Origin of the sequence: Niameybacter massiliensis (genome assembly GCF_001282685.1) — a bacterium.
In the GTDB taxonomy this organism is placed as follows: Bacteria; Bacillota; Clostridia; order Lachnospirales; family Cellulosilyticaceae; genus Holtiella; species Holtiella tumoricola.
This window is the reverse complement of record NZ_LN875035.1, coordinates 1,666,220-1,678,698: the sequence shown is the minus strand read 5'-3', so window position 1 is coordinate 1,678,698 and position 12,479 is coordinate 1,666,220. Positions and strand designations below refer to the sequence as shown.

13 protein-coding genes and 1 tRNA gene are annotated in these 12,479 nt (G+C 34.0%); all 14 read left to right on the top strand.

Annotation, left to right across the window (positions count from 1 at the left end):
* Positions 1-66 precede the first annotated feature (66 nt).
* The 14 genes from BN2390_RS13245 to BN2390_RS13185 all read left to right on the top strand — a co-directional run bounded on the left by BN2390_RS13245 (position 67) and on the right by BN2390_RS13185 (position 12,419).
* A tRNA-Glu gene (locus BN2390_RS13245) sits at positions 67-138 on the top strand.
* 323 nt (positions 139-461) lie between these two features.
* Positions 462-2,183, top strand: a complete 1,722-nt coding sequence (locus BN2390_RS13240) for a phospho-sugar mutase (protein ID WP_053984817.1) — start codon at positions 462-464, stop codon at positions 2,181-2,183.
* Positions 2,184-2,309: 126 nt separating this feature from the next.
* On the top strand, positions 2,310-2,840 hold the full coding sequence (locus tag BN2390_RS13235) for a 2'-5' RNA ligase family protein (protein ID WP_053984816.1): 531 nt from the start codon (positions 2,310-2,312) through the stop codon (positions 2,838-2,840).
* A 180-nt stretch (positions 2,841-3,020) separates the two neighbouring features.
* Positions 3,021-3,341: a PadR family transcriptional regulator gene (locus BN2390_RS13230; RefSeq protein ID WP_053984815.1), complete on the top strand. Its 321-nt coding sequence runs from the start codon at positions 3,021-3,023 to the stop codon at positions 3,339-3,341.
* Entirely contained in the window at positions 3,334-3,930 is a 597-nt protein-coding gene (locus tag BN2390_RS13225) for a DUF1700 domain-containing protein (RefSeq protein ID WP_053984814.1), read from the top strand. Before BN2390_RS13230 ends, BN2390_RS13225 begins: the two co-directional genes overlap by 8 nt.
* Positions 3,924-4,829, top strand: coding sequence for a DUF4097 family beta strand repeat-containing protein (locus BN2390_RS13220; protein WP_053984813.1), 906 nt, complete (start codon positions 3,924-3,926; stop codon positions 4,827-4,829). Before BN2390_RS13225 ends, BN2390_RS13220 begins: the two co-directional genes overlap by 7 nt.
* 74 nt (positions 4,830-4,903) lie before the next feature.
* Complete coding sequence (locus BN2390_RS13215) at positions 4,904-5,824, top strand: metallophosphoesterase (protein ID WP_053984812.1); 921 nt, start codon at positions 4,904-4,906, stop codon at positions 5,822-5,824.
* Positions 5,825-5,975: 151 nt separating this feature from the next.
* A complete protein-coding gene (locus tag BN2390_RS22275; protein ID WP_278308269.1) occupies positions 5,976-6,098 on the top strand; it encodes a hypothetical protein in 123 nt (40 codons plus the stop codon).
* Positions 6,092-6,340, top strand: a complete 249-nt coding sequence (locus tag BN2390_RS13210) for a TM1266 family iron-only hydrogenase system putative regulator (protein ID WP_053984811.1) — start codon at positions 6,092-6,094, stop codon at positions 6,338-6,340. Before BN2390_RS22275 ends, BN2390_RS13210 begins: the two co-directional genes overlap by 7 nt.
* Positions 6,341-6,358: 18 nt before the next feature.
* On the top strand, positions 6,359-7,774 hold the full coding sequence (hydG, locus tag BN2390_RS13205) for a [FeFe] hydrogenase H-cluster radical SAM maturase HydG (protein ID WP_053984810.1): 1,416 nt from the start codon (positions 6,359-6,361) through the stop codon (positions 7,772-7,774).
* Positions 7,775-7,786: 12 nt separating this feature from the next.
* On the top strand, positions 7,787-8,950 hold the full coding sequence (hydF, locus tag BN2390_RS13200; protein WP_053984809.1) for a [FeFe] hydrogenase H-cluster maturation GTPase HydF: 1,164 nt from the start codon (positions 7,787-7,789) through the stop codon (positions 8,948-8,950).
* Between the two features lie 147 nt (positions 8,951-9,097).
* Positions 9,098-10,384, top strand: a complete 1,287-nt coding sequence (locus BN2390_RS13195) for an adenylosuccinate synthase (protein WP_053984808.1) — start codon at positions 9,098-9,100, stop codon at positions 10,382-10,384.
* A gap of 172 nt (positions 10,385-10,556) precedes the next feature.
* Entirely contained in the window at positions 10,557-11,174 is a 618-nt protein-coding gene (locus BN2390_RS13190; RefSeq protein WP_198524912.1) for a TetR/AcrR family transcriptional regulator, read from the top strand.
* A gap of 15 nt (positions 11,175-11,189) precedes the next feature.
* On the top strand, positions 11,190-12,419 hold the full coding sequence (locus tag BN2390_RS13185; protein ID WP_053984806.1) for a cation:proton antiporter: 1,230 nt from the start codon (positions 11,190-11,192) through the stop codon (positions 12,417-12,419).
* Positions 12,420-12,479 lie beyond the last annotated feature (60 nt).

The following is a 12,479-nucleotide window of genomic DNA, read 5'->3' as shown; positions in this document are numbered from 1 at the left end:
AAAAAATAATAAAAAATATTGATTTTATTTATAGGCAGGATTATAATAAGTAAAGAAGTTAAGCATGGCCCATTGGTCAAGAGGTCAAGACGTCACCCTCTCACGGTGAAATCATGGGTTCAATTCCCGTATGGGTCATAACAAAAAGGAGATTCTGAGTGATATCACTCAGAATCTCCTTTTTGTTATATCAATAGATATTTTTTTAGTAATCTTAATAAATAGGAAATCTATTATTAAAATTATAGGTTAAAAATAAAGAATTAAATATTTTTGAATAAAAAATACAGAAATTATATGTATAAAAGTATATTTATATAATACTGTAATTAAATTCATATCCCTTTTAGAGGGAAGTTTTTGGCAATACTCACGATTTCATTACGCAAATCAAATTGTAACTAGATTTTTTTACTAGAAAATGACATAATAGAGTTGAAAAAATATGAGGAGGGCATACTATGGATTTTAAACAAGGGTACAATAGATGGCTTACAGAAGAAAAAGTGGAAGCAGGTTTAAAAACTGAATTAGAGCAATTAACTGATGAAAAGGAAATAGAAGATAGATTTTATAAAAATCTTGAATTTGGTACAGGCGGTTTACGTGGTAAAATTGCTGCAGGTAGCAATCGTATGAACGTACATACAGTAGGAAAAGCAACTCAAGGATTAGCTACATATTTATTAAAACATAAAAAGCAACCAAGTATAGCAATTGCCTACGATTCAAGAAATATGAGTAAGGAATTTGCAGATACAGCAGCTAGTGTACTTGCTGCGAATGGGGTGAAAGTATTTCTTTATCCATCATTAAGACCAACACCAATGCTTTCATACACTGTAAGACATTTAGAAACTGATGCAGGGATTGTTATTACAGCATCTCATAACCCTAAAATTTATAATGGATATAAAGTATATGGTAATGATGGTGGTCAAATTACAGATGAAGCAGCAAAAGAAATTTTAAACTTTATTGATGAAACAGATGTATTTGATGGTGTACATACAATGTGCTTAAAAGAAGCAGAAGAAAAAGGTTTACTCGAATACATAACAGAAGAAGTAGATAAAGCTTATTACAATAAGGTAGCAACTTTATGCATCCGTAAAGACCTTATTAAAGAAAAAGCTTCAGGGCTTAAAATCATTTATACACCAATACATGGTAGTGGTAATATTCCAGTACGTACAATGCTTAAAAAATTAGGCTATGAACAAGTAGATGTTGTAAAAGAACAAGAATTACCAGATGGTAACTTCCCAACAGCACCATACCCAAATCCAGAAGATAAAGCAGTATTTGAACTTGCTATTGAAATGGCAAAACAAACAGAGCCAGATTTAATTTTTGGTACTGATCCAGACTGTGACCGTATTGGGGTTGTAGTGAAAGAAAGTGCAACAAGCTATAAAGTATTAACAGGAAACCAAGTAGGTATTCTTTTAAGCGATTACATCTTAAATGCACGTCGTGAGATGGGGCTTTTAAGTGAACAAGATACTATTGTTAAAACAATTGTAACTTCAGATATGGTAAAACCTATTGCTGCTCATTATGGAACACAAGTTATGGACGTTTTAACAGGCTTTAAATATATTGGGGAAAAGATTAAAGAGTTTGGAGAAACAGGTGCAAATAATTTTGTATTTGGATATGAAGAAAGCTATGGTTATTTATCAGGTGAGTTTGTACGTGATAAAGATGCTGTTATTGCTTCTGTTCTTATTGCAGAGATGGCACTTTACTATAAAGAACAAGGCAAAAATCTTTACGAAGCACTTGAAGACTTATTCCAACAATATGGTTACTATAGAGAAGACCTCATTTCAGTAGAAATGGAAGGAAAAGATGGACAAGAAAAAATAGCTGCTATCTTAAGTGCACTTCGTGACAATACACCAGTAGATGTAAATGGTGTGAAAATAGCAACTGTAGAAGATTATAAACTTTCTACAAGATATAACTGCTTAGAAGGAACACAAGAAACAATTTATTTACCAACTTCGAATGTTATGAAATTTATTTTAGAAGATGGTAACTGGTTTGTTGTAAGACCTTCAGGAACAGAACCAAAAATGAAAATTTACCTTTCAATCATTGGTAAAGATTTAGCAGATGCAAATGTAGTACTTAATAATTTCAAAAAACAAGTTTTAGCAGTTGTAGGTGTAGATTAAATAAAAATAAAGGACTAGGGAAATCATTAAAGTGAGGAACCTAGTTCTCTTTTTTTATAAGGAACCAATAGGACAATTTTATAAATTATCGATGGCAATACTGTAACAAAATAAGGAGGAAAAAGGATGAGATATGTTATTGTATGTGAAGTAGGAGGGGAAGGAGGGAGATTTAATAATCAACTTAGAAAAGAAGTATATGAAAAGTTAGGAGCAAAATCATCTACCTTACCAGCTCATTTTACTATTAAGGCACCTTTTGAATATGATGGCATTCCAAATGATTTAGATATGAAGCTGGAACAATTTTGTAAGCATGAAAAGGCAGCACCATTTAGATTAGAAGGATATAATCACTTTGATGATCGTGTTATTTATATGGATGTAGTCATGTCTAAAGAGGGAAAAGTATTACATGATAGGTTAATTGATACACTAGAAGAGTTACCTTATCTAACATTTGATAAAAAGGATGGTAAGGATAAGGTCTTTCATGTAACAGTTTCATCTAAGAAAATTCAACCCATTTACTCTAAGTTATGGGATTATGTTCATCAATACCCTTGCCAATTTGAATGTAGTTTTGATAACATAACTTTATATAAATGGGAAGAACATAAATGGGTAGTTCATAAAGCCTATCATATATCAAAATAGAAGAGAGAAAAGAAAAGGTTATTACAGGGATTTAGATTATATTTTCTGTAATAGCCTTTTCTTATTTTAATTATTAGAAAAATATTAGATATAAGTTGACTTATGATATTATACATCATATAATATTGAAGAATTAATAATATAAGACGGTTTATAGGGACTAAAGAGGAGGTAGTATTTGTGGCAATTCCATTAAGTGGTAGTTTGCTAGATGCTTGTGTATTAGCTGTAGTACGTAAAGGGGACGTATATGGTTATAGACTCACACAAGAGGTAAGAGCAGCATTAGAAATATCAGAGTCAACATTATATCCAGTACTTAGAAGGTTACAAAAAGAAGGATGTTTATGCACATATGATGAACCTTATCAAGGACGAAATAGAAGGTATTATCAAATAACAGAATTAGGGCATGCAAAGTACGATGCCTTTTTAGAAGAATGGACAATATACAAAGATAAAGTAGATAGGGTATTGATGGGAGGAAATAATAATGAATAAAGAGGAATTTCTAAGAATCCTAGAACAAAATTTATATAAGTTACCATTGGAAGAACGCGAATCAGCAATGCAATATTATGAAGAATACTTAGAAGAAGCTGGTGTAGAGCATGAGCAAGAAGCTATAGCTGCATTAGGGAACCCAGCTCAAATAGCTAAACAATTGCTGGCTGATTTCGTAGTAAAAGAAGCAGAAGTAAAATCCATGAAACCAAAACAAAGTTTTCAAGCGCTTTGGATTGTTATAGTAGCATTATTTGCTAGCCCAATTGCATTTCCACTTGCAATAGCAATTGCAGCAGTAGGATTTGCAGCAGTTGTAACAATGATTGCTTTAATTTTTTCAGGGTGTTTAGTAGCAATTGTAATGTTAGGAACATCTTTGATTTGTGGCGTAGTAGGAATTGGGGCATTATTTGTTCAGCCAGCAACAGGTGCAGTTTTTCTTGGCGCAGCATGTACACTTCTTGGTATAGGCATATTATCAGGTGTACTTATGTATGTAGTAGTAGGTAAAGGTATACCTATGATTATAAGAGGAATTAGTAACTTATGCAGTAAAGCGAAAAGGAGGAATGCGGTATGTTAAAAAAGTCAACACTTATTGTATTAGCAGTATGCCTTATTGTTGGAGGAATAGGGATAAGTGTAGCAGGCCTTGCATTAGGGGGGAAAAGCTCACTTTATTCTGATGATACAGGGATACATTTTAGAGGATGGAACGAAGAGGTAGGATATAGAAGTGATAGAAATGATTTAGAGGTTATTCGTACACAAGCTTTTAATGGAGATGTTAAAAGTGTGGAGCGTTTTAGTAAGATAGATGTAACAAGTGGAACAGTAGCTATTAATATTCAAGAAGGTAATGACTACGCTATTCGTATGAATGTAGGTTCAAAGGTAGAGCTTAATTATGGGGTAAGAGGTGATACACTTTATATTGAACAAGAAGGCGACAAGATGAAGTGGGGTTTATTTGGTAATCATTCAATGTCTGAATATAGTGGAGAAATTGTGATTACGATACCAAGTGGAACAAAGTTAGAAAAGACAACTGTTATGTTAGGTGTAGGAGAAGGGAACTTTAAAAATATTACAACAGAAAAGTTCAATCTTATAGCGGGTGTAGCAAGTACTAATATTGAAGGCCTTAATACAGCATATGCTTCTATAGAAGGTGGTGTTGGGGAGGTTAATTTAGAAGGAAGTAATCTTGGAGAAGCTAAAATTACAATGGGTGTTGGAAGTGTAAGAATAGAGACTGCTCTTGAAGGTGATATGGAAATAGAAGGCGGACTAGGTGACTTAGAGATTATATTAGAGGGTAGAGAAGAAGATTATAACTACCAAATTTCAAGAGGTGCTGGAGAAATTGAAATTAATGACCAGCATTATAATGGTTTAGGTGATGTGAATATCCTTAATAGAAGTGACCAAACAATAGATATTGAAGCTGGTATTGGAAGTATTAAAATTGCAACAAGATAGAGTAACCAAGGAGCTAATGCAAAAATGACTGCAATGGCTCCTTAGTTGTTTGTAGTAGAAAGGAAGAAGAGAATATGAGTTTTTTAATAGGACTATGTATAGTGACAGTATTAATAGGGATAGCTGTATTATACGGATTAGTTAAACTAAAAAGCGCTAATAAGTTAATATTTTATTTAGTATTAGGTGGACTAGCAATCATTGTTATATTGGGTTTATACAATGGATTAGTGATAAAAAAATATCAAGTATCTACACATAAATTCAAGTTAGAACAACCTATAAAAATAGCCTTATTAACGGATCTGCATAGTTATAACTATGGGAAGGAACAAGAAAAGTTATTAGAGAAACTTAATGAACAAGAGCCTGACCTTATTTTACTAAGTGGGGATATTGTAGATGATGAAGAGCCTATTAAGGGTGTTACTTATCTTTTAGAAGGATTACAAAATACAGTACCTATTTATTATGTAACAGGAAATCATGAATACTGGACAGGAGAAATAGAACAGATTAAAACTTTTCTTGAAAGTTATGGTGTAATTGTATTAGAAGAAGACTATAGAGTAGAAATGATAAAAGGGATGCCTATTATAATAGCAGGTATAAGTGATCCAGATAAATGGCGTGGGCTATATAGTGAAACTGGATTTGAATTAGCCTATGTGGAGTTAGAAGAAAAAGTAGTAAAAGAGCGAGGCTACAAGATACTTCTTAGCCATCGTCCAGAATTTGTTGACCTTTATAGTAGAGGAGAATATGACTTAGTCGTTTCAGGACATGCCCATGGTGGCCAAGTAAGAGTACCAGGACTTATTAATGGTTTATATGCGCCAGGTCAAGGGGGATTTCCTAAATATGCAGGAGGAAGTTATAACCTGCTAAATGGGTCCAACTTAATTGTAAGTAGAGGGCTTTCTATTAATAAAAGATTACCACGTATTTTTAACCCACCAGAGCTTGTGATGATAGAGATAAATGGAACTAGATAAAATGTGAGAATAATAATAAAAATATATAAAATTTAGACTAGAAATAAATAATAAATTAGGCTATGATAAAGTTAGTCATCGATTTTTAGGAATATTTCTTAAGAATGGATTTCGAGCAATCTAGACCCTCTTGCGAGGAAATTTCTAAGCAATGGGCAAAGGACACATAGCGCTAATCAATCCAGAAGATCATTTACATCTACATGGATCAGTATGCCCTTTTGCACTCATGCAAAAGGGCTTTTTTAGTGAATGGAAGGAGAAAATATGGTAGAAACAAGAGTTGGAGTGGTTGGAATTGTTATTGAAGAATTAGAAAGTGCTGTAATGGTCAACCAAATTTTGCATGAATCAGCAGATAAGATTGTAGGTAGGATGGGGATTCCCTATAGGGAGAAAGGTATTAGTGTTATTTCTGTAATAGTAGATGGGACGGTAGATGAACTAAGTGCAATGACTGGAAGATTAGGAAAGATTAAAGGTGTTACAGTAAAATCAGCTCTTACAAAAAAATAGATGAGGGGGGAATAAAGAATGATAGGATGGGAAAATGTTAACTGGTCTGAATGTGCTAATGAATGGTTTGAGGAAGGTTACATTTATGAGGTGTTAGATAAAGCAAGAGACAAAGCTAGTAACAAAGAATATGTGACTCAACTTATAGAAAAAGCAGCAAATTTAAAGGGACTTACTCATAAGGAAGCTTCAGTGTTGCTGATGGTAGAAGATGAAGATTTACTCCAGCAGATGAAAGAAACAGCTAAGCAGATTAAAGAAGATATCTACGGGAAAAGAGTAGTACTTTTTGCACCTTTATATGTAAGTGATTATTGTGTTAATGGCTGTGAATATTGTGGTTATAAACACAGTAATTGTGAATTAGAACGTAAAAAACTTACAATGGAAGAACTTAAAAAAGAAGTTCAAGCATTAGAAGAGTTAGGGCATAAACGTTTAGCTTTAGAACTTGGAGAAGACCCTGTTAATAATCCAATAGAGTATGTACTAGAGTGCATTGATACAATCTATCAAATGAAATTTAAAAATGGTCAGATTAGACGTATTAATGTCAATATCGCTGCGACAACCATTGAAGAATATAAGATGCTTAAAGAAGCACAGATTGGTACGTATATTCTTTTCCAAGAAACTTACCATAGACCAACTTATGAAAGTGTTCATCCTAAAGGACCAAAGCATAATTATAGCTATCATACATCTGCATTTCATCGTGCTATGTTGGGGGGGATTGATGATGTAGGATTTGGAGTACTTTACGGTTTGTATGACTACCGTTATGAAACAGTTGCCATGTTGATGCATGCAGAAAAACTAGAGCAAGATATGGGGGTAGGACCACATACTATATCTGTACCACGTATTAAGGCAGCAGAAAATGTAGAAACCAGTAAATATCCAGGTGTAAGTGATGAGAATTTTAAACATATTGTTATGGTACTAAGGCTTGCAGTACCTTATACAGGGCTTATTATTTCTACTAGAGAGGATGCTGCACTTCGTGAGGAGGCATTAGAACTTGGAATATCACAAATGAGTGCAGGGTCATGTACTGCTGTTGGGGGCTATCAATCTCCAGATCACAAGCCGCAATTTGAAGTAGATGATCATAGATCACCTGCAGAGGTTATAAAAGATTTATTACTGAGAGGCTATATACCAAGTTATTGTACAGCATGCTATAGACAAGGGCGTACAGGGGATCGTTTTATGCGACTTGCTAAGACAGGACAAATAGGTAATATTTGTACACCTAATGCACTCCTTACTTTAAATGAGTATCTAGAAGACTACGGAGATGAGAAGTTAAAAGTAATAGGTAAACAAGTTATAAAGAAACAACTTGAGACAATTCAAAGTGAAAAGGCTCGTGCACAAGCAGGGGAATGGATAGAACGCATAAATGCAGGAGAACGAGATTTTAGATTTTAAGGAGGCGTGTATATGCAACAAACCCCGAAAGGAAATCAACTCCATATAGGACTATTTGGAAAAAGAAATGCAGGAAAATCTACATTGATGAATGTATTACTTGACCAAGAGCTGTCGATTGTATCTCCAATTGCAGGAACAACTACAGATATTGTACATAAGAGTAAAGAGTGGCATCCATTAGGACCGATTGTATTTGTGGATACTCCAGGTTTAGATGATGAAGGTACACTAGGAGAACTAAGGATACAAAAGGCAATGGAGATGTTAAGGCAAGTAGACCTAGTATTATGGATAACTAAGGAAGAAGAGCTAGAGGAAGAAGAACAACAAGTGTTATTGCAACTGGACCAAGCAAAAACACCTTATCTTATTGTGTATAATAAGTATATAATAGAAGAAAATAAAGGTATAGAGATAAAAGAAAGTATTACAATTAGTGCAAAAGATCAAATAGGAATAGATACATTAAAGGTAGCTATTACGAATAAACTCATGCAGATGGAAGAGCCAAAATGTATAGGTGATAAGGTGGGAGTGGGAGATAGGGTATTATTAGTGATGCCACAGGATTTGCAAGCACCTAAAGGGCGACTTATCCTGCCACAAGTTCAGATATTAAGAGAAATTTTAGATGCACATGCCATTCCTATTATGACCACAAAAGAAACACTAGAAGAAACATTAACATCTTTAAAAGAACCACCTGATTTGATTATTACAGACTCACAAATTTTTAGTGAGGTATATGAAGTATGTCCAAAATCCATACCACTTACTTCTTTCTCTATATTAATGGCAAGGCGGAAAGGTGATCTAGAGCAATATGTAGAAGGCGTTTATGCATTAAAGCAATTAAAGTCAGGAGATAAAGTGCTTATTGCAGAAAGTTGTAGTCATAATCCTTTACATGGGGATATTGCAAGATGTAAAATTCCTCAGGCCATTAAGAAGCAGACACAGGTAGAAATTCAGTTTGAAAATGTATGTGGGAATAGTTTCCCGGAGGATCTGTCTGCTTATGCGCTAGTTATTCAATGTGGAGGTTGCATGCATACTCCTAAACAAATTAAGACTAGATTAAAAGGTGCAAAGTTACAACAAGTACCCATTACAAATTTTGGTATAGTACTTGCTTATTTATCAGGAATACTAGATAAAGTATGGATTCCATAGTAAAGTAAGGCTATTTCATTAAGTTATACTTATAGCATAAAGTTATGGTATAAGTATAACTTATAATACTAATAAAAAATGGTAATTATACTTATAGATGGATTTATAGTATGATAAAGACAACAACAGTGTAGGAGGTACATGTAAATGGTTAGTGCAATTGTAGGTGGAAACTGGGGCGATGAAGGAAAAGGTAAGGTAACAGACTTATTAGCAGGAGATGCAGATATTATCATCCGCTTCCAAGGTGGGGCGAATGCAGGTCACACAATTATTAATGAGTATGGAAAATTTGCTTTACATCTTTTACCATCAGGTGTATTTAGAAAAGATGTAGTAAATATTATTGGACAAGGTGTTGCACTTGATTTAAGTAAATTATTTGCAGAATTAGATGGTCTTACAAGTCGCGGGGTTCCAATGCCAAACATTCTAGTATCTGACCGTGCACAGATTTTAATGCCATATCATGTACGTCTTGATGAATTAGAAGAAGAAAGATTAGGGGCTAAAAGCTTTGGTTCAACAAAATCAGGTATTGCGCCATTCTATTCAGATAAATACTTAAAAATTGGTGTACAAGTTGGTGAAATGTTCGATGATGAAATCCTTATGGAACGTTTAGAAAAAGTATGCGAAATTAAAAACCAAATGATTAGTGCACTTTATAATGGGGCAAGCTTACTTGATCCAAAAGAAATTTTTGATGAAGTGATTAAATATCGTGAACGTCTTGAACCAATGGTAACAAACATTGCTTATTATTTAAATGATGCAATGAAAGCAGGCAAAAATATTTTACTTGAAGGACAACTTGGAGCGTTAAAAGATACAGATAATGGTATCTATCCATATGTTACTTCTTCATCACCTCTTGCAGGTTTTGCAACAGTAGGAGCAAGTATCCCACCACATGCAATTGAGAAAATTGTAACTGTTGTTAAATCTTACTCTTCAGCAGTAGGGGCTGGAGCTTTTGTAAGTGAGATCTTTGGTGAAGAAGCTGAAGAACTTAGAAAACGTGGAGGAGACTGTGGTGAGTACGGAGCGACAACAGGTCGTCCACGTCGTATGGGATGGTTTGACGTAGTAGCAACAAAATACGGATGTATGCTTCATGGTACAACAGATGTAGCTTTATCATTACTAGATGTATTAGGTTACTTAGACAAAATTCCAGTATGTACTGGATATGAAATTGATGGTGAAGTAACAGATGTATTCCCATGTACACCAAAACTTAATAAAGCAAAACCAGTTTTAACTTATTTAGATGGATGGAAATGCGATATTAGTGGTATTAGAAACTACGAAGACCTTCCAGAAAATGCTAGAAAATATGTAGAGTTTGTTGAGGAGCAACTTGGTTACCCAGTAACTATGGTTTCAAATGGTCCAAAACGTGAAGACATTATCATGAGAAATGTCAAATAAAAAGTGTGTATAAATTAAAAAGTGTGTATAAGTATGAGGCTATCCTTAGGGGGGAGAGCCTCATTTTTGTATTTTTAAATTTAAAATAATAGAAAATTAAATATTGACTTAGAGGTCTAAATGTTGGAAAATAAAATAGATCTATGGGTCTAAAATGGAGGAGCAATTAATTATGAAACGTGAAGAGCAAAATGAGAAAAGCCGTAATCGTATTTTGCAAGCAGCATTAAAAGAATATGGAACTAAAAATTACAGTGAAACCTCTATCAATACTATTTGTAATGAGAATGGAATTTCTAAGGGATTGATTTACCATTATTTTGGGAATGTAGACCAAGTTTTTTTAGCTTGTGTAGAAGAATGCTTTTCTAAAATGTATCAGTATCTAGAAGAGAATATTTGCTTCATACCTGAGGATCGTGATGCTACAATGGATTCCTTTATGAAGGTAAGATGTGCGTTTTTTAAGGATCACCCTGAGCTTGCTCATATTTTTAGTATTGCATTATTCCAGACACCATCTCACCTTAGAGCTGAAGTGAAACAAAGAAAAGTACAACTAGATGCCTTTAATAGAAGTTTTCTTAGAGAATTTCTTAACTTAGTAGAGTTAAGAGAAGATATTACAAAGGAAGAGGCTATTGAATATATTATGTCCTTCAGTGAATTTTATAATAGCACATTTGAAAGTGAAGAGATGTCAGATTATACAGAGCAAGAACGTTTAGAATTACATGAGAAGAAAATGAAAAAATCAATTGATTTATTATTATATGGTATTGGTAAATAGAAAGAAGGTATATTAATGGATTTAGTGAGATTTCTTTTACTCGTTGTTATCGGTTTTGGAACAGGTAAGTTAATGACCAAAATGAAAATGCCTGCTATTTTAGGATGGCTTATAGCCGGAATGGTTTTTGGGCCTCATGCTATTGGGTTATTAAGTCAAGAGGTTATGGAAGCAGGTTGGTATGAAATACTCATGCATATCTTTGAATGTGCAGTGGGTGTATTGATTGGTAGTGAATTAATATGGAAACGTATTAAAAAGTCAGGAAAGCAAATTATAATGATTACTTTAATGCAATCACTAGGAACTTTTTTCATTGTATCCTTAGTCTTTGGTATAGTCTTTTACTTTATGAATATCCCAATTTATTTAGCTGTAATCTTTGGTGGAATTGCTCTTGCTACCGCGCCAGCACCAGCTTTATCTATTGTAAATGAATATAAGACAGATGGGCCTGTTACTAAAACGCTTATTCCCATGGCCGCTCTAGATGACTTAGTCGGTGTAACAGTATTCTTTACAGTAATGGGCATTGTATCGGCTAATATTTCAACACAAAAGTTACCAGCTTATATGATTTTTTTAGTGGTATTACTACCATTAGTTGTAGGATGTTTAGTAGGGCTTCTAGGTGGTGTAGTTCTTAAAAAGGATAGGCCTAAAGGATTCACTTTGGCATTAACTATTTTATTTATTTTATTAGCAACAGCTATTGGATTTGGAATCAACAAATTTATTTTTGAAAGATCTGTACTGAACTTTATGCTTATAGGTATGGCGTTTACAGCAACTTTTGCCAATATGGTGCCTGAAGAGCGCTTAGAAGCTATACTAGAGGCTTTCCAACCTGTATTAGGCATAAGTTTAATCTGTGCTATTCTAAATTTAGGTGCACCTCTTAATTATCATCTTATATTTGGTGCAGGGCTGTTTACAATCATTTATATTGGCGCACGTGCAGTAGGTAAAATAGGAGGAGCAACATTAGGGGGAAAGGTGATGAAGGCACCTGAGCCAGTAAGAAAGTACCTTGGATTCACACTTTTACCTCATTCAGGAGTATCCTTAGTTTTTACAGGTATTGCAGTTGGTATATTAAGTGGGCCAGCACCTGAATGTGCTCAGATTATTCAAGGAACAATAGCAGCAGCAGCTGTTATCAATGAAGTAATTGCTGTATTTGTAGCTAAACAAGCCTTCAAATGGTCAGGAGAAATGCAGGAGCGGAATGGTGTAGCTATGTAGAAAATTATATAATCATCTATTAATGTTCAAAAAACTAACTTAACTAGACTTTATCAGTGA